The sequence below is a fragment of the Kitasatospora sp. NPDC127111 genome, from assembly GCF_042677465.1.
In the GTDB taxonomy this organism is placed as follows: Bacteria; Actinomycetota; Actinomycetes; order Streptomycetales; family Streptomycetaceae; genus Kitasatospora.
The window spans coordinates 48,145-64,714 of record NZ_JBHXTG010000022.1; the positions used below are offsets into that span (position 1 = coordinate 48,145).

The 16,570-nt window shown below is 74.4% G+C and carries 13 protein-coding genes and 2 pseudogenes; 8 read left to right on the top strand and 7 right to left on the bottom strand.

Annotation, left to right across the window (positions count from 1 at the left end):
- Positions 1-2: 2 nt before the first annotated feature.
- Together ACFVHB_RS16175 and ACFVHB_RS16180 are read right to left on the bottom strand one after the other, a co-directional pair.
- On the bottom strand, positions 3-872 hold the full coding sequence (locus ACFVHB_RS16175) for a hypothetical protein (RefSeq protein ID WP_380321442.1): 870 nt from the start codon (positions 870-872) through the stop codon (positions 3-5).
- A gap of 187 nt (positions 873-1,059) precedes the next feature.
- The gene (locus ACFVHB_RS16180) at positions 1,060-1,704 is read right to left on the bottom strand and encodes an NTP transferase domain-containing protein (RefSeq protein ID WP_380321445.1); all 645 of its coding nucleotides are present in this window, start codon (positions 1,702-1,704) and stop codon (positions 1,060-1,062) included.
- Positions 1,705-1,850: 146 nt separating this feature from the next.
- Between ACFVHB_RS16180 and moaA the strand changes: the two genes are divergently transcribed.
- Positions 1,851-2,846, top strand: a complete 996-nt coding sequence (moaA, locus tag ACFVHB_RS16185; RefSeq protein WP_380321447.1) for a GTP 3',8-cyclase MoaA — start codon at positions 1,851-1,853, stop codon at positions 2,844-2,846.
- 62 nt (positions 2,847-2,908) lie between these two features.
- On the opposite strand, the gene ACFVHB_RS16190 is transcribed toward moaA, so the two are convergent.
- Entirely contained in the window at positions 2,909-3,886 is a 978-nt protein-coding gene (locus ACFVHB_RS16190) for a GlxA family transcriptional regulator (protein ID WP_380321449.1), read from the bottom strand.
- Between the two features lie 127 nt (positions 3,887-4,013).
- Between ACFVHB_RS16190 and ACFVHB_RS16195 the strand changes: the two genes are divergently transcribed.
- Both ACFVHB_RS16195 and ACFVHB_RS16200 read left to right on the top strand, forming a co-directional pair.
- Positions 4,014-4,934: an NAD-dependent epimerase/dehydratase family protein gene (locus ACFVHB_RS16195; protein WP_380321452.1), complete on the top strand. Its 921-nt coding sequence runs from the start codon at positions 4,014-4,016 to the stop codon at positions 4,932-4,934.
- A gap of 140 nt (positions 4,935-5,074) precedes the next feature.
- Entirely contained in the window at positions 5,075-6,691 is a 1,617-nt protein-coding gene (locus tag ACFVHB_RS16200) for an alpha/beta hydrolase (RefSeq protein WP_380321455.1), read from the top strand.
- Between the two features lie 75 nt (positions 6,692-6,766).
- Here ACFVHB_RS16200 and ACFVHB_RS16205 read toward each other — a convergent pair whose 3' ends face one another.
- Entirely contained in the window at positions 6,767-9,154 is a 2,388-nt protein-coding gene (locus tag ACFVHB_RS16205; protein ID WP_380321458.1) for a glycosyltransferase family 39 protein, read from the bottom strand.
- Between the two features lie 174 nt (positions 9,155-9,328).
- Entirely contained in the window at positions 9,329-10,447 is a 1,119-nt protein-coding gene (locus tag ACFVHB_RS16210; RefSeq protein ID WP_380321461.1) for an alpha/beta hydrolase, read from the bottom strand.
- 232 nt (positions 10,448-10,679) lie between these two features.
- Here ACFVHB_RS16210 and ACFVHB_RS16215 point away from each other — a divergent pair, with 232 nt between their 5' ends.
- The gene (locus ACFVHB_RS16215) at positions 10,680-11,639 is read left to right on the top strand and encodes a hypothetical protein (protein ID WP_380321464.1); all 960 of its coding nucleotides are present in this window, start codon (positions 10,680-10,682) and stop codon (positions 11,637-11,639) included.
- Positions 11,640-11,694: 55 nt separating this feature from the next.
- On the opposite strand, the gene ACFVHB_RS16220 is transcribed toward ACFVHB_RS16215, so the two are convergent.
- A complete protein-coding gene (locus ACFVHB_RS16220) occupies positions 11,695-12,327 on the bottom strand; it encodes a TetR/AcrR family transcriptional regulator (RefSeq protein ID WP_380321466.1) in 633 nt (210 codons plus the stop codon).
- A gap of 98 nt (positions 12,328-12,425) precedes the next feature.
- Between ACFVHB_RS16220 and ACFVHB_RS16225 the strand changes: the two genes are divergently transcribed.
- Entirely contained in the window at positions 12,426-12,836 is a 411-nt protein-coding gene (locus ACFVHB_RS16225) for an ester cyclase (protein ID WP_380321469.1), read from the top strand.
- 176 nt (positions 12,837-13,012) lie between these two features.
- Here the strand turns inward: ACFVHB_RS16225 and ACFVHB_RS16230 are convergent, their stop codons facing one another.
- Entirely contained in the window at positions 13,013-13,747 is a 735-nt protein-coding gene (locus tag ACFVHB_RS16230; protein ID WP_380321472.1) for a dienelactone hydrolase family protein, read from the bottom strand.
- A 213-nt stretch (positions 13,748-13,960) separates the two neighbouring features.
- Here ACFVHB_RS16230 and ACFVHB_RS16235 point away from each other — a divergent pair, with 213 nt between their 5' ends.
- The 3 genes and pseudogenes from ACFVHB_RS16235 to ACFVHB_RS16245 all read left to right on the top strand — a co-directional run.
- Entirely contained in the window at positions 13,961-14,707 is a 747-nt protein-coding gene (locus ACFVHB_RS16235) for an alpha/beta hydrolase (protein WP_380321475.1), read from the top strand.
- A gap of 382 nt (positions 14,708-15,089) precedes the next feature.
- A pseudogene (locus ACFVHB_RS16240) lies at positions 15,090-15,527 on the top strand (trypsin-like peptidase domain-containing protein); the annotation flags it as partial.
- 204 nt (positions 15,528-15,731) lie between these two features.
- Positions 15,732-16,457, top strand: a pseudogene (locus ACFVHB_RS16245) (putative Ig domain-containing protein); the annotation flags it as partial.
- Between the last annotated feature and the right edge of the window lie 113 nt (positions 16,458-16,570).

The following is a 16,570-nucleotide window of genomic DNA, read 5'->3' on the forward strand; positions in this document are numbered from 1 at the left end:
GGTCAGGACGTCCAGCCGGTCTCCATCAGGGCCTCGGCGGCGCCGTTCGCGGGCTGCGGAACCCCGGCCAGGTCCAGGCTGAACAGGGCGACCAGCAGCTGCTCGCCGCGGACGGTGGCCTGGTGGGAATACCCCGCCAGGGTGAACATCGCGGCGGCCATCTCCTCGGCGTGCAGGGTCTGCAGCCAGAGGCACTCCACCGACTTCACGTCGGCCGGCTCGGTCCAGGTGTCCACCTGGGCGACCATCCGGCTGCCCAGCAGGGTGACGCCGTCGCGCTCCTGGGCCTCCGTCAGTTCGAGGTCCTCGAAGCCGAGCCACTCCAGGTAGCGGGCGGCCGTGAACACCGCGTCCTGCGAGGTGCGGACCGGGTGCGGGCGGAACGGGGCCCGCCGCCGCCACGGCGTCGCCGGGGAGCCGGACCCGCCGGGCGGGGCGGGCACCGGGGCGCCCTGCGGGTGGGCCGGGGAGGGGCGGGTGGACGGCGGGGCGGCCGGCCCGAGCTGCCCGGTGCCGGCGCGGCCGGCGGTGGCGCTGCCGCCGAGGCGGGTGGTGCGGTCCACCGGCAGCCGGACGGTGGCGCCGCAGTTGCAGGTGAACTCGGGCTGCGGCCACTGGTCGGAGCGGCCGCAGTGCGGGCAGCGCATGTTCAGCCAGGAGTCCTCCCAGGACCGGAACCGCACCTGCACCGGGACGCCGCCGCGCAGCAGCGGGACCTTGAGCGAGGCCCCGCACGGGCAGGGCAGCGAGGGCGGCTCGTACAGGTGCTCGCGCCGGCAGGCGGGACAGCGGATCGCCCGGGCACCGCCACCCGCTCCCGGCCCGTGCTGGGCGGGGTCGCGTCCGGTGAAGTCGTCGGCCAGTCCGGACATCGCGGGCACCGTCCGTTCGAATCGGGGTGGAAGGACGTGTCCCATGCTCCCCGAAAGGCGGGGGCCGCGGCGCGGAATGGGGCAATCCTCAGGGACAGATCAGGGGTGTGCGGTCGATCCCTCGCCGGCGAGGAGGAGACCGGGCCACCCGGGAGGGGGAGCGGGTGCCGAGGTCGGCCGGGGCGGGTCAGCCGGCGGACCAGCGGGCCAGGTCGGCCGGGGTGTCCAGGTCGTCCGGGACGGCGACATCGGCGCACTCGACCAGCGCGATCTCCTCGGCGTGCGCCGTCAGCAGGGCGCGCGCGCCGGAGTCGCCGGTCGCGCCCGCCGCCGCCTCGGCGAAGTGCCGGGCCCCGATCAGGACGGGGTGCCCGCGCCGTCCGCCGTACGCCGCCGCGGCCAGGTCGGCGCCCGCCCGGTGGGCGGCCAGCAGCCGGGCCACCGCCGCCGGCGTGACGCCGGGCGTGTCCACCAGCATCACCAGCGCGGCCGGGGCCTCCGGCGGCAGCGCGGCCAGCCCGGCCCGCAGCGAGGAGCCCATGCCGCCCGCCCAGTCCGGGTTGGCCACCAGCCGGCAGCCCGGCAGGTGCGCGGTGGCCCGGACCCGTTCGCGGTCCGCGCCCAGCACCACCGTCACGTCCGTGCAGCCGCCCGAACGGACCGTGGCCACCGCGTGCTCCACCAGCGGCCGCCCCCGGTAGGGGATCAGGGCCTTGGGGCGCCCGCCGAGCCGCCGCCCGCCGCCGGCGGCGAGGACGAGCGCGGCCACCGGCGCGGAGGCGGGCGCGGAGGCGGGTGTGGAGGCGGTGACGGCTGGATCACTGCGGTGCATGCGCCCAGCCTGCCCGGCCGGGGGCGTCCCGCGCAGCCGTTCGGACCCACAGTTGGACGAATGCACAAGGGAAACCCGCAGGTGGCGGCCGTACCCCGGCGGTTCGGCGGGTGGCACTGCGGCCCGCTTGCCCCTGTACTGAGTCGATGAACACCGCACCGCGCCCGCTGCTGGACCGCTTCGGCAGGGTCCACACCGACCTGCGGGTCTCGCTCACCGACCGCTGCAACCTGCGCTGCACCTACTGCATGCCGGCCGAGGGCCTCGCCTGGCTCCCCAAGGCCGAGGTGCTGAGCGACGACGAGGTGGTCCGGCTGGTCCGGATCGCCGTCGAGCGGCTGGGCATCGCCTCGGTGCGGCTCACCGGCGGCGAACCGCTGCTGCGGCGCGGGCTGCCGGCGCTGATCGGCCGGATCACCGCCCTCGGGCCGGAGGTCTCGCTCACCACCAACGGCATCGGGCTGGCCCGGACCGCCGGCGCGCTCCGCGAGGCCGGGCTGCACCGGGTCAACGTCAGCCTGGACACCCTGCGCCCCGAGCGGTACGCCGCGATCACCCGCCGGGACCGGATCGCCGACGTCTTCGCCGGCCTGGCCGCCGCGCAGGCCGCCGGACTCGCGCCGGTCAAGGTCAACGCGGTGCCGGTGCGCGGCGTCAACGACGACGAGATCCTCGACCTGGCCGAGTTCGCCGCCGGGCACGGCTACCGGATGCGGTTCATCGAGTCCATGCCGCTGGACGCGCAGGGCGCCTGGGACCGGACGACGATGGTCACCGCCGACGAGATCCTGGCCGTGCTCGCCAGCCGCTGGGACCTCGTCCCGGTCGGCCGGCACGGCAACGCCCCCGCCGAGGAGTGGCGGATCGCCGGCACCGACACGGTGATCGGCGTGATCGCCTCCGTCACCCGCCCGTTCTGCGGCGGCTGCGACCGCGTCCGGCTCACCGCCGACGGGCAGCTGCGCAACTGCCTCTTCGCGACCGAGGAATCCGACCTGCGCGCGCTGCTGCGCGACGGGGCCGACGACGACCGGATCGAGGAGGCCTGGCGCAACACCATCGCCCGCAAGGGCGCCGGCCACGCCATCGACTCGGCCGACTTCGTGCGGCCGGACCGGCCGATGTCGGCGATCGGCGGCTGAGGCCCGGAGTCCGAGGTCCGAGGTCCGAGACCGGAGACACCGGCGCAGGCACGGGCATCGGCTCAGCTCCCGTCCACCGCCCGCTTCGGCCGGGCGAAGTGGGCCCGGTAGGCGCGGGGGGTCATGCCGACGCGCCGGAGGAGGTGGCGGCGCAGCGAGTCGGGGCTGCCGAAGCCGGCGCGGTCGGCGATCAGGTCGACCGGGGAGTCGGTGGACTCCAGCAACTCCCGGGCGTGCTCGATCCGTTGGGTCAGCAGCCACTGCAGCGGCGTGGTCCCCGCCTCGGCCAGGAAGCGCCGGTTGAGGGTGCGGACGCTGACACCCGCGTGCGCCGCGAGCGCGGCCAGCGTCAGCGGCTCGTGCAGCCGCTCCAGCGCCCAGGCCCGGGTGCCGGCCAGTGAGGCGCCGTCGGCCGCGGAGACCGGCGCCTGCGCCTGCTCCTGGCGGCTGTCCCGGACGGCCGAGATCACCGCGAGCCGCGCCACCGCGTTGGCCACCGCCGCGCCGTGGTCGCTGCGGACCATGTGCAGGCACAGGTCGATGCCGGCCGTCAGCCCGGCCGAGGTCAGCACCGGGCCGTCCTCCACGAAGAGCGCCCGCGGGCGGACCCGGACGGACGGGAAGCGGTGCTCCAGCGCGCCCGCCTGCACCCAGTACGTGGTCGCGCTGCGCCCGTCCAGCAGCCCGGCCTGGGCGAGGACGAACGCGCCGGTGCAGATCGACGCGATCCGCGCGCCCCGTGCGGCCGCCGCGCGCAGCGCCGTCAGCACCCGCTCGTCCGCCTCCGTGCGCGAGGCCGTGCCGGTCACCATCACGGTGTCCGCCTCCGCCAGCACCTCCAGCCCGTGCGGGACGACCACCCGCAGGCTCCCGGTGGAGTCGACCGGGCCGGGCACGGCGGTGCAGATCCGCACCTCGTACGCCGGCCGGCCGTCCGCCTCGGCGGAGCCGAAGACCACGTCGGGGATGGCGAGGTCGAACGGGGTCACCGGGGCGACGGCGACCACCGCGACCAGGTGCGGCGTGCTGCGGGCGGGCATGGCCAGAACCTCCGGAAGCTTGGCAACCGGGGCGCTGTTCCACGACGGCGCCCGGTCGGAGAGTGGAGCGACGGCGGCGCCCGGCCGGCGCCGCACACCTCACCCACCGTCAACCCGGAGGAGTGCCATGTCCTTCCACGTCGTCACCGGTGCCGGCCCGATCGGCACCGCCACCGCGCTCCGGCTCGCCGGGGCCGGCGAGCGGGTCCGCCTGGTCACCCGGCGCGGCACCGGCCCCGAGCACCCCGGCATCGAACGGGTCGCCGCCGACGCGACCGACGCCGACGGCCTCACCGCCCTCACCGAGGGCGCGGCCACCCTGGTCAACTGCGCGGCCCCGGCGTACCACCGCTGGCCGCAGGAGTTCCCGCCGCTGGCCGCCGCGCTGCTCACCACCGCCGAACGGACCGGCGCCGGCTACGTGATGCTCGGCAACGTCTACGGCTACGGACCGGTGGACGGCCGGTACCACGAGCGGCTGCCGCTCGCCCCGACCACCCGCAAGGGGCGGGTGCGCGCCGCGCTCTGGTCGGACGCGCTGGCCGCCCACCGGGCCGGGCGGGTGCGCGCCACCGAGGTCCGGGCCAGCGACTTCCTCGGGGCGGGCGCCGGCTCGCCGTTCCACCTGATGGTCGCCCCGGCCGTGGTGGCCGGCGACCCGGCCGGCTACCCCGCCGACCTGGACGCGCCGCACAGCTGGTCCTACACCGGCGACGTCGCCGCCACCCTGATCGCGGCCGCCCGGTCCGACGCGTCCTGGGGCGAGGTCTGGCACGTGCCCGGCACCGGCGACCTGTCGGCCGGGGCGCTGGCCGGGGAGCTGGCCCGGGCGGCCGGCGCGCCCGCGCCGAAGCTGACCGCGCTGTCGCCGGAGGAGCTGGCGCGGGCGGGCGAGGCCGACGAGGTCCTCGCCGAGGTGGTGGAGATGGGGTACCTGTACTACCGCCCGCTGCTGCTCGACTCCACCCGCACCGAGGAGGTGTTGGGCGTCTCGGCGACCCCGCTCGACACCGTGCTCGCCGAGACCGCGCGGTCCCTCCGGGGGTAGCGGCCGTCGGCCGTTGGGCGGCGGCTGAGCGGAACGTTTCACCATCCTTTGTCCGCATACACCGCCCGGTGGACGGCGTCAGCGCGCCGGGCGGTGTGACCGGTGTGATCACCGGGTGATATTCGTGTGCGGTGCATTCGATGATCACCCGGTTCTCCCGGCGCGCCCTGACCGCCGCCGTCGCCGCCACCGTCCTGGCCGGCTGCACCGGTTCGGCCGGTTCCACCGGCTCCACCGGCGCCGCCTCCGGCACGGCCTCGCCGGCCGCGACCGGCAGCCCGGCGGCGGCCCCGACCACCACGCCCACGCCGACCCCGAAGCCCACCGGTGCGGCCGACCCGGCGCTCAAGGCGTTCTACGGACAGCAGATCGCCTGGGCCCCGTGCGCCGACGACCCGCAGACCACGAAGATCGACGAGTCCCTGGTGCAGTGCGCCACCCTCAAGGTCCCGCTGGACTACGCCAACCCGGCCGGGGACGTCCTCGACGTCGCCGTGGTCCGCAACCCCGCCGTCAAGCAGGACCAGCGGGTCGGCTCGCTGCTGGTCAACCCCGGCGGGCCCGGCGGCTCCGGCGTCGACATGGTCAAGCGGAACCCGTCCGGCTGGGCGGGCCCGCTGCACGACCGCTTCGACATGGTCGGCTTCGACCCGCGCGGCGCCGGCCTGACCAGTCCGCTGAACTGCCTGGACGACAAGGCCCGCGACGCGTGGGTCACCACCGACGCCCCGGGCGCCGACCACGGCAAGGTGCTCGCGGAGGCCTGCCAGGCCAAGTACGCCAAGGTGCTGCCCTTCGTCGGCACCCGCAACACCGCCCGCGACATGGACGTGCTGCGCGGCGCCCTGGGCGACCAGAAGCTCAACTACCTCGGCATGTCCTACGGCACCTACCTCGGCAGCCTCTACGCCGAGGAGTTCCCGGACCGGGTCGGCCGGCTCGTCCTGGACGGCGCCACCTCCCCGTCCACCTCGCTCGTCCAGCACAACATCGAGCAGTACGCCGGCTTCGAGCGCGCGCTCAAGGCCTTCGCCGCCGACTGCGTGACCAAGGACCCGTGCTCGCTCGGCAAGGACCCGGACAAGGCCGCGCAGAAGCTCGCCGGCTTCCTCGACGGCCTCAAGGAGCACCCGCTCAAGACCGCCAAGGGGCGCACCCTCACCGCCAACGCCGCCTGGACCGGCGTCCTCAGCACCCTCTACGGCGGCGAGAAGGCGTGGACCAACCTGCGCAACGTCCTCGCCTTCGCCATGCTCCGCGACAAGGGCGACTACCTGCTCGACCTCGCCGACGGCTACAACGGCCGTGGCGAGGACGGCAAGTACGGCGTCTCGGCGGACGCGTACACCGCCATCCACTGCGCCGACGGCGCCACCGACGCGCCGGCCGGCGAGCAGCTGCAGGCCGCGCTGGCGGAGCTCGCCGCCAAGGCGCCGCTGGTCAGCGGACACGAGCCGACGATGGCGCTGTTCGACCCGGACTGCCGGATCTGGCCGTTCCGCTCCGTCGAGAAGCCGCACGCGATCGCCTCGAAGAGCGACGCCACCATCGTCGTGGTCGGTTCGACCGGCGACCCGGCCACGCCGTACGCGTGGTCCGAGAAGCTCACCGCCGAACTCGGCCACGCCGTGCTGCTCACCCGCGAGGGGGAGGGCCACACCGCCTACGGCAAGAGCACGTGCATCCGCGGGTCGGTCGACGCCTTCCTGGTGGACGGCACCGTCCCGGCCGCCGGGACGCGCTGCCCGTCGGACTGACCCGCACCGCACGACGGCGCACGGCACGAGGGGCGCACCGCGGTGTTCCGCGGTGCGTCCCTTCCGGTGCGGGCGTCAGGAGGCGGGGGCCTGGGTCAGGTCGTAGAAGGTGGAGCCGCCCACCGTCTTCGCGGTGTAATGGCTCGCCACCCATTCCTCGATCTGCGCGGTCTGCGTCCGCTGCGCCCCGCCGGCGGCATCGGCCCCGGCCCCGGCCGCGCCGCGGGCGCCGCCGCCGATGAACCAGTGGATCCTGCCCTCCTTCACGTACTGCTGGAAGGCGCTCAGGCCGAGCGACGGATCGGTGCCGTTGAAGCCGCCGAGGGCCATCACCGGGACGCCGGAGGCGAGTTGGTAGCTGGCGGCGTTCTGCGAGCCGCTGGTCGCGGCGGCCCAGGTGTAGCGGCCGGCGTCCTGCGCGAGGGCGGCGGAGGCCTCCGCGCTCACCCGGGCGCCGTTCAGCAGGCCGCCCATGCCGCCGGGGGCGCCGCCGGTCATGCCGCCGGAGCCGCCGCCGCGGCCGTCGGAGCCGGTGCCGTTGCCCCCGGTCCGGCCGCCCTGGCCGCCCTGGCCGCCCGGGAACCGACCGCCCGGGAGCTGGCCGCCCTGGCCGCCCGGGAACCGACCGCCCGGGAACCCGCCGGGCGCCCCGCCCTGGGCGCCGCCGGGCGCGCCGTTCTGGCCCGGCACGACCGGCCGGCCGTTGACGAACAGTTCGGCCCCCGGGAACGGCCCGCCGCGCATCCCGCCCGGGCCCATGCCCCGCCCGCCCGCGACCGCCGGGCCGGCCGTCACGATCGAGCCGGTGTGCGGCGTGTTCACGGTGTCCACCGCGTACGCCGCCGGTCCGCCGAGCGCCGCCGCCAGGCCCACCAGTCCGGCCACGGTGGCGAGCCGGGCCCCCAGCCGTCCGGCCAGCAGCAGCGCCACCGCCGCCGCCAGCCCGCCGATGAGCACCGCCCAGCGCAGCCACGGCAGGAACCCCGCGCTCCGGCCGAGCAGCAGGTACGCCCAGACCGCCGTCACGGCCAGGGTGACCGCCAGCACCGCCGCGTACGGCAGCCGGTGCCGGGCCCGCCAGAGCCCGTCCACGCCCATGCCGACCAGCGCGGCCACCGCCGGCGCCAGCGCCACCGTGTAGTACTGGTGGAAGATCCCGGACATGAAGCTGAAGGTCAGCGCGGTGCAGACGAGCCAGCCGCCCCAGACCAGGAACGCCGCGCGGGCGGTGTCCGTCCGGGCGTGGCGGCGGGTGGCCCAGAGGCCGACCAGCAGCAGGATCAGCGCGGCCGGCATCAGCCAGGCGATCTGCCCGCCGATGTCCCCGTCGAACAGCCGGGTGATCCCGGTCTCGCCCCAGCCGCCCATGCCCCGGCCGGCGCCGGCCGGGGCCTCCACGCCGGGCGGGGCCTCCAGGCCGGCCGGCATGCGGCCGCCGCCGCCCACGCTGCCGGTCTCGTTGCCGTTGAGCCGGCCGAGACCGTTGTAGCCGAAGGTGAGCGAGAGGAAGCTGTTGTCCTGCGAACCGCCGATGTACGGCCGCGCCGAGGCGGGCACCAGCTCGACGATCGCGACCCACCAGCCGCCCGCGACCAGCAGGGCCAGCCCGGCCAGCAGCAGTTGGCGCACCCGCCGCCAGAGACCGGTCGGCGCGACCACCAGGTAGATCAGCGCGAAGGCCGGCAGGACCAGGAAGGCCTGGAGCGTCTTGGTGAGGAAGGCCAGCCCGAACATCACACCGGTGAACACCAGCCACCGGGTGCCGGCCGCCTCGACCGCCCGCACCAGCCCGTACGCGGCCAGCGTGAGCAGCAGCACCAGCAGCGCGTCCGGGTTGTTGAAGCGGAACATCAGCACCGCCACCGGGGTCAGCGCCAGCGCGCCGCCCGCGAGCAGGCCGGCGAGCGGCGAGAAGCGGCGGCGCACCGTCGCGTACAGGGTGGCCACGGTGGCGACCGCCATCAGCGCCTGCGGGGCCAGCACCGACCAGGAGGAGAGGCCGAAGACCCGGGCGGCCAGCGCCATCGGCCAGAGCGACAGCGGCGGCTTGTCGACGGTGATGAAGTTCCCGGCGTCGGAGGAGCCGTAGAAGAAGGCCTTCCAGCTCTGGCTGCCCGCCTGGGCGGCCGCCGAGTAGAAGGAGTTGGCCCAGCCGGAGGCGCTCAGGCTCCAGAGGTACATGACGGCGGTCGCGGCCAGCAGCGCCAGCAGGGCGGGCCGCACCCAGCGCGGGTCGTCGGCGCGGCCGCGCCGGGCGCGGGCCGGCAGGGTGCGCAGCCGCCCCGCCCAGGAGCCGGGACCCTTGGGTCCGGCGGGCGGCAGCGGGAACTCCGGGAAGAGCGGTCCGGCCGGCGCCGCCGCGTCCGTGGCCGCGGGGGCCGGCTGCGGCACCTCCGGCGGCAGGTGGTTCGCGGCCTCGGGCCACGGATCGCCGGTCGGCGGGGGGAAGCTGGTCGTGGTCATGGGCGCTACGCTCGGCCGTGCGGCTGAGAGGAGCGTGAGACGCGCCTGTGAGGGGCGTGTGATCTGCGGCCCCGGTCCCACCGGTGGATCCCCCGGCGGTGAATCCTCGGGGCGGTGGATCCCCGGGCCGGTGGATCCTCGCGGCAGGGGGCGGCTACGGGAGCCGGATGGGGCTCAGGCGGCCTGGGGCATCGTCAGGTGCTTGCCCAGCCACTCCAGCGCGGGCGGGATCTCCCGGGTCCAGGTGTGGAAGTTGTGCCCGCCGGTGTCCAGGGTGATGGTGGAGAGCTTGGTCGGGGACTTGAAGGACTTCACCATGTCCTGGGTGGCGGCGTAGTTGTTCTCGTCGTGCGCGGTCCCCAGCAGCAGCGAGACCGGTGCGGCCGGCGTGTTGCGCAGCCGCCACAGCAGGTCGTTCTCCTGCTTGAGCTGTCCGTTGCCGCCGAAGAGGTCACCGGTGGTCTCGTCGATCGGCGCGGTGTAGTAGCCGGAGAGCGAGACGGCGGCGCGGTACGAGTCCGGCTTGCGCAGCGCGAACTTGAGCGCGCAGTAGCCGCCGGTCGAGTTGCCGATCACCGCCCGGTTGGCCGGGTCGGTGCCGAGCCGGTAGGTGGTGGCGAGCGCCTTGGGCAGGTCGCTGGTGAAGAAGGTCTCCACCTGCGGCCCGTTCGGGACGTCCACGCACTCGGTGTCCCGGTTGCTGACCAGGGTCGGGCGCATCATCACCAGGACGGTCGGCGGGAGCTTCTGCTGCTCGATCGCCTCCAGCGTGGAGGCCGGGTACTTCATCAGCGAGATGAGCTTCTCCGGCGTGCCCGGGTAGCCGGCCAGCACCAGCGCCATCGGGAACTTCCGGTGCGCGTACTCCGGCTGGAAGTACTGCGGCGGGAGGTAGACGAACCCGTCGGTGCTCAGGCCGCTGACGGCCCCTTTGACGGCGACCTTGTGGATCAGGCCGACGCGCTCGGGGTTCGAGCCCTGCTGGGCGTAGAACTTCTGCTCGCCGGTGACGGCGACGGCGGCGTTCGGCTGCTGGTCGACCACCGTGCCCGGGCCGCCGTTGGTGCCGAGCAGGTCGGTCCAGGAGCTGTAGAAGCCGAAGTAGCCGTTGGCGATCAGGCCCATCGCGACCAGGACGGCGATCTGGGTGGCGAGGAAGGCGCCGATCCGGCCGAGCCAGGCCTTCCAGGTCCGGCCGCCGAACCGCGGCCAGAGCCACATCGTCGCGGCGAAGACGCCGATCGCGAGGACGGAGGCGATGATCTGGAGGGGGAGTCCCGTAAGCCTGAGCACGAGCCCGATCTTAGGTGACCGTCCTTCCGGCTCCACGCGCCCCCGGGTGTGCCCCACCTGCGCCTCCGTACGCCTCTTGTACGCCAGGTTGACCGTGCCCCCTCGGCTCGGGATCATGTCCGCGGGGAGTGCACGGAGCGTGCATGGAAGATCACGGCGCTCGGGAGTCCCGGGGATCCCGGAGATCCGCGGGGATCACCGGGACCGCGCGGATCACACCAGGGGGAGCGGCATGAAGTCCTACATCAAGGTCGGCCTGGCGGCCGGCACCGCGCTGCTGCTGGCGGCGTGCTCCAGCGGGGGCTCGGGGGGTTCGGACGCCTTCGGGCTCGGGTCGGGGAACTCCGGGGCGCCGTCCGCGAGCGCGACCTCGACCCCCACGCCCACGCCGACGCCGACGCCGACCAAGCCGCCGTACGGCCCGATCCTGACGGGCTACATCGACCCGGTCAGCGCCGCGCTCGGCAAGCTCAACGCCGCGGCGAGCCTGGACGCCTTCTCCACCGCGCTCCAGGAGGCCTCCACCGCCGCCTCCTCGGCCGGCAGCGGGCTCGGCCTCGCCGACGAGCCGGCCGCCGTCTACACCGCCCGGCGGCAGCTGGTGACCGCCCTGAGCCAGCTCTCCACCGACTTGACCAAGGTCCGCGGCGACATCAAGAAGAAGAAGGTGTGCGCCGTCACCTCGGCCTTCGCCGAGGTCGGCCAGTCCGAGGGCCTGAAGGCGGTTCCCGCGGCCCTCGCCCAGATGACCGCGGCCGGCTACCCGACCACCTTCAACGTCCCGCAGACCCCGCAGCTGCAGACCCGCAGCCTGGACAACGGCACCATGGTGCGGGAGGGCCGGCTCAGGGGCCACGGCGTGCTCAACGTCGACAACGGCGGCAGCGCCGACGCGGTGGTCTCGCTCGCCAAGGACGGCAAGTCGATCCACTCGATCTACGTCGGCAAGGGCAAGAAGGCGTCCATCGAGGGCATCGAGGACGGCACCTACGAGGTCTTCTTCTCCGGCGGCGTCGACTGGGACGCGACGCTGAAGGCGTTCACCCAGAACTGCGACTTCAGCAAGTTCGACGACACCATGGCGTACGAGACCGGGCGGACCTACACCTCCTGGTCGATCACCCTCCAGCCGACGGTCGGCGGCAACGCCAAGACCAGCGACGTGGACGAGGACAAGTTCCCCCAGCCCTGAGGGGCACCACGCACCGGCGCCGCCGTCCGGGCCCCGGCCGGCGGCGCCGCGGCCGTCACCGCGGCTGTTCGAAGGCCGGGAGGAGCGTGCGGGCGAGCGCCTCCACCGGCGGGAGGAAGCGCGCCGCCGCCTCGCCCAGCAGGTGGGTGTGCAGCGCGCGCTGGTGGGCCGCTCCGACGAGCAGGAGCGCGGCGGCCGCCGGGTCCAGCCCGGCGGGGAGCCGGCCGGCGGCCTGGCGTGCCCGCAGGGCGTCCGCGACGGCCCGCAGGGCGAGGTGCGGCCCGATGTCGCCGCCGCGTTCGGCGAGCAGGGCGCGGAGCTGGGCGTCGGCCTGGAGGGCGCCGAGGATCGGCATGATCCGGCGGTAGAACCGTTCGAGGTGGGTCAGCAGGGCCGTGAGCTCGGCCGGCAGGCCGCCGTCCTCCTGTCCGCCGTCGCGTTCGTCCCGGTGTTCGCCGAGGACGGCGGTCGCGTCGGCGAAGGCCGGCAGGTGCAGCCCGATGACGGCCTGGAGCAGGCCGAGCCGGTCGCCGAAGTGGTAGAAGACGCTCGACTCCGCGACGCCCGCCCGGCGCGCGATCTCCTTGGTGGACAGGGCCAGGCCGGCGTCCCCGAGCACCTCCTCGGTGGCCTGGAGCACCGCTTCCCGTACCCCGGTCGAGGGCCGCCCGCGTCGTGCCTGGGCCATGTCCGGCCTCCGTTCCCCGCCGATTGGTTGAGTAATCGCTCAGGAAAGGTTAACTTACTGAGGGATCACTCAGTAATCCGACCGGGGAGGGACTCCGCATGACCACCGTCGAGTACCGCAAGAACGCCGTTCGCCGCCTCTACCGGGCCCTGGAGGCCGGGGACCTGGACGTCGCGGACGAGCTCTTCACCGCCGACTTCCTCACCAGCGAGGGGCGGCACCAGAACGTCCGCGGCCCGCAGGGCTTCAAGGACGCCATCCGCGAGGTGCACGCCACCCACGGCGACCCGTCGTTCGAGATCCTCGACCTCGTCGGCGAGGGCGAGGACGTCGTGGTGCGCTGGCGCATGACGGCCACGCACTCCGGCCCGCTGATGGGCATCCCCGCCACCGGCAGGCGGGTCAGCATGGAGGCGTTCGCCCTGTTCCGCTTCGTCGGCGACCGGATCAGCGAGCGGCACGCCGTGATCGACCGCCTCGGCCTGGTCCAGCAGCTCAAGGGGGAGTAGCCCGCGGGCGGGGGCGGGCCCCTTCGGGGGCGCTGGACCGGGGCCGGGGGCCGGGGGCCGGGGGCCGGGGGCCGGGGTGGGGGGCGGTGGGCCGGGCCGGGGCCGATCGGCCGGGGAGGCTGCCGACACGGGGCGGCAGCCTCCCCGCCCCCGCCGTCGCGCGGGGGCCGAGTGGCCTACAGGTACGTCTGCAGGGCCGCGTACACCCGGCGCCAGGCGTCGGCTCCCGCCTCCGGGTCGTAGTCCGCGGGGCGGTCGGAGCAGGCGAAGCCGTGGTGGGCGGCGGGGTAGGTGACGAACTCGTGCGGGACCTCGGCCTCGGTGAGCCGCTGCTCGGCCCGCTCCCACTCCTCGGCCGGGATGATGTGGTCGAGTTCGCCGCGGAAGCCGAGCAGGAAGGCGCCGTTGGCGGCGATCCGCTCGCTGGTCTCCAGCGGCGGGACCGGGCCGACCAGCGGGAAGCCGCTGTTGAGCAGCCAGCCGGGGTAGAAGACGGCGGCCAGCTCGAAGCGCAGCTCGGTGGCGGCGCGCACGGCGACGTGCCCGCCCATGCTCAGGCCCAGGAACGCGACGCCGCGTCCGCCCGCCTCGGCGCGCGCGGCCGCGAGGGCGGCGCCGGCGTCCGCGACCAGTTCGTCGCGGTCGAGCGCGCGCATCAGCACCAGGCCGGACTCGCGCTCCGCCGCCGAGTAGCCGAGTTCGGTGCGGCGGGCGTCGCGCCAGTAGTAGTCGGGCGCGATGGCGACGTACCCGGCCTCGGCCAGCTCGGCACAGGTGGCGCGGACGTACGCGTTCACGCCGTACAGCTCGGAGCAGACGACGACCGCGCCGCGCACCGCGCCCTCCCGCGGATGGTGGACGTACGCCTCGATGCCGCCCGGTTCGCCGAGCGCGGTCCACTGACCCGTCATCAATTCCCCCATGGTGTCGGACGGATGATCGCCGACGCATCCTAGGGCAAGCCCTGGTGCCGTTGATCGGTTGTCCGCCCGGTCGGGGTGTCCGCTAGGGTCCCGGTGCACCTGACCTGACCTGACCTGACCTGGTCGGAGCTGATTCGACCTGGCCCGCGCGCCGGACGCCGCGGGAGCCCTGCGGGCGCACCGAAAGGCGACGGAACACCCATGCGCTTCCTCTCGGAGACGACCGCGAACGGCGTCTCGGAACGGCCCTTCACCCTCGGTGACGTCCCCGGGGTGCTCTGGACGCCCGCCGGTGCCACCGGCGGGCGTCCACTGCTGCTCATGGGTCACGGTGGTGGCTGGCACAAGAGGGCGCCGGGGCTGGTGAGACGGGCCGAGCGCTTCGCGGCGGAGCACGGCTTCGCGGTCGCGGCCATCGACGCGCCCGGGCACGGGGAGCGGCCGAAGTCCCCCCAGGACGAGCGGTTCGTCGTGGAGATCGGGGAGTTGCTGGCGAGCGGCGAGCCGATCAGCCCGCAGGTCGCCCGTCACACCGCCGCCCTCGCGCGGCGTGCCGTCCCCGAGTGGCGGGCCGTGCTGGACGCGCTCCAGGAGCTGGACGGCATCGGCCCGGAGGGTCCGGTCGGCTTCTGGGGCCTGTCGCTGGCCAGCGTGATCGGCATTCCGCTCGCCGCGGCCGAACCGCGGATCGGGGCGGCCGTGTTCGGTCTCGCCGGCCATGAGTCCCTGGTCGGGGCGGCGTCCCGGGTGGCCGTCCCGGTCGCGTTCCTGCTGCAGTGGGACGACGAACTGGTGCCGCGCGAGGCCGGTTTGGCGCTGTTCGACACCTTCGTCTCCGGCGAGAAGACGCTGCACGCCAACCCCGGCGGCCACTTGGAGGTGCCCGCGCACGAGGAGGAGGGCGCGGAGCGGTTCATCCTCCGGCACCTCCTCGGGGCGGCCGGCTAGCGGGAGGAGCCGGGCTGCGCCCACTCCGAGGAGGCGCGGGCGGAACGGGCCGACCGGCCGTCAAGTGCCCTGGGGTGAGGGCGGAATCACGGGCACGAGTTCTGCCGGCATGGTTGACCGCATTGAAGTGGCCATGGCACTTTCGTGCGGCGCGGGCGTCCGCGACCGGTCGTACGCCCCGCAATCCCCCACAAGGAGAGCCATGTTCAAGAGACTTGCCGCCCTCGCCGGCGCAAGCGCAGTCGTCGCAGGCGGGTTGACCCTGGCCGCCACGCCCGCGCAGGCGGTCCAGGCCGGCGATCTGACCTCCACCATCGCACTGAGCAACTGCTCGGCCTCGCTGGTGCGTTACCCCTCCTCGGTCGACACCGACCGGGCCATGATGCTCACCAACGGCCACTGCCTGCCGACCATGCCGGCCTCCGGAGTGGTCATCCAGAACCAGAGCGCCAGCCGCAGCGGCACGCTGCTCAGCTCCTCCGGCTCCTCGCTCGGCACCGTCCAGGCGGACAAGGTGCTGTACGCGACCATGACCGGCACCGACGTCGCGCTGTACCAACTGACCGACACCTTCGGGTCGATCAGCAGCAAGTACGGCGCGACCGCCCTCACGATCAGCGACACGCACCCGGTCGACGGCTCGGCGATGTACATACCCTCGTCGTACTGGAAGCAGGTGTGGAACTGCTCGATCAACGGGTTCGTCCCCACCCTGCGCGAGGACGAGTGGACCTGGCACGACTCGCTCCGCTACAGCTCCGGCTGCAACACCACGCACGGCACCTCCGGTTCACCGATCGTCGACGCCGCGACGAAGAAGATCGTCGGCATCAACAACACCGGTAACGACGACGGCGCCATGTGCACCCTCAACAACCCGTGCGAGGTGGCGGCCGACGGCACCACCACGGCCACCAAGGGCCAGAGCTACGGCGAGGAGACCTACTGGTTCACCACCTGCCTCGGCAACGGCCGCGTCATCGACCTCAACGTCAGCGGCTGCCTGCTCACCAAGCCGGCCGGCAGCGGCGCCGTCTCGGTCACCAACCCGGGCAACCAGACCACCACGCTGAACGGTTCGGTGAGCCTGCAGATCTCGGCGAGCGGCGGCACCGCCCCGCTGACCTACTCGGCCGCCGGGCTGCCGGCCGGGCTCTCCATCAACGCCTCCACCGGCCTGATCACCGGTACCGCGACCACCGCGGGCACCTCCAACGTGACGGTCACGGTCAAGGACTCGGCGGGCAGGACGGCGACCGCCGCCTTCAGCTGGACGGTCAACAACGGCGGCGGCCAGTGCACCCCGGCCCAGCTGCTCGGCAACGCCGGCTTCGAGACCGGCAGCGCGGCGCCGTGGACCGCCAGCAGCGGCGTCGTCGACAACAGCTCCTCCCAGGCCGCGCACGGCGGCACCTGGAAGGCCTGGCTGAACGGCTACGGCTCGACCCACACGGACACCCTCTCCCAGACGGTGAGCATCCCGGTGGGCTGCAAGGCCACGCTGAGCTTCTACCTGCACATCGACACCGCCGAGTCCGGCTCGACGGTGTACGACAAGCTGGCGGTGACGGCCAACGGCACCACGCTGAAGACCTACTCCAACGTGGACGCGGCCTCCGGCTACCAGTTGCGCACCTTCGACCTCTCGGCCTACGCGGGCCAGTCGGTCACCCTGAAGTTCGCGGGTAGCGAGGACTCGTCGCTCCAGACGAGCTTCGTCATCGACGACACCTCCGTCCAGACCGGCTGACGGTGGGCTCGTAGCCGCCGGAGTGGGGTGTGGGGCCCGGCCGGCTGCCCCAACCGCCCGCCCCATGTCCCGTTGGCCCCTGGGACGGCGGGGCGGGCGGGGGCGGGAGGGCC

Bases quoted from the DNA above. Each gene is read 5' to 3' on its own strand.
- ACFVHB_RS16200 (WP_380321455.1), top strand. From the start codon at position 5,075: ATGATCACCCGGTTCTCCCGGCGCGCCCTGACCGCCGCCGTCGCCGCC.
- ACFVHB_RS16195 (WP_380321452.1), top strand. From the start codon at position 4,014: ATGTCCTTCCACGTCGTCACCGGTGCCGGCCCGATCGGCACCGCCACC.
- ACFVHB_RS16220 (WP_380321466.1), bottom strand. From the start codon at position 12,327: ATGGCCCAGGCACGACGCGGGCGGCCCTCGACCGGGGTACGGGAAGCG.
- ACFVHB_RS16225 (WP_380321469.1), top strand. From the start codon at position 12,426: ATGACCACCGTCGAGTACCGCAAGAACGCCGTTCGCCGCCTCTACCGG.
- moaA (WP_380321447.1), top strand. From the start codon at position 1,851: ATGAACACCGCACCGCGCCCGCTGCTGGACCGCTTCGGCAGGGTCCAC.
- ACFVHB_RS16230 (WP_380321472.1), bottom strand. From the start codon at position 13,747: ATGACGGGTCAGTGGACCGCGCTCGGCGAACCGGGCGGCATCGAGGCG.
- ACFVHB_RS16235 (WP_380321475.1), top strand. From the start codon at position 13,961: ATGCGCTTCCTCTCGGAGACGACCGCGAACGGCGTCTCGGAACGGCCC.
- ACFVHB_RS16175 (WP_380321442.1), bottom strand. From the start codon at position 872: ATGTCCGGACTGGCCGACGACTTCACCGGACGCGACCCCGCCCAGCAC.
- ACFVHB_RS16190 (WP_380321449.1), bottom strand. From the start codon at position 3,886: ATGCCCGCCCGCAGCACGCCGCACCTGGTCGCGGTGGTCGCCGTCGCC.
- ACFVHB_RS16215 (WP_380321464.1), top strand. From the start codon at position 10,680: ATGAAGTCCTACATCAAGGTCGGCCTGGCGGCCGGCACCGCGCTGCTG.
- ACFVHB_RS16205 (WP_380321458.1), bottom strand. From the start codon at position 9,154: ATGACCACGACCAGCTTCCCCCCGCCGACCGGCGATCCGTGGCCCGAG.
- ACFVHB_RS16180 (WP_380321445.1), bottom strand. From the start codon at position 1,704: ATGCACCGCAGTGATCCAGCCGTCACCGCCTCCACACCCGCCTCCGCG.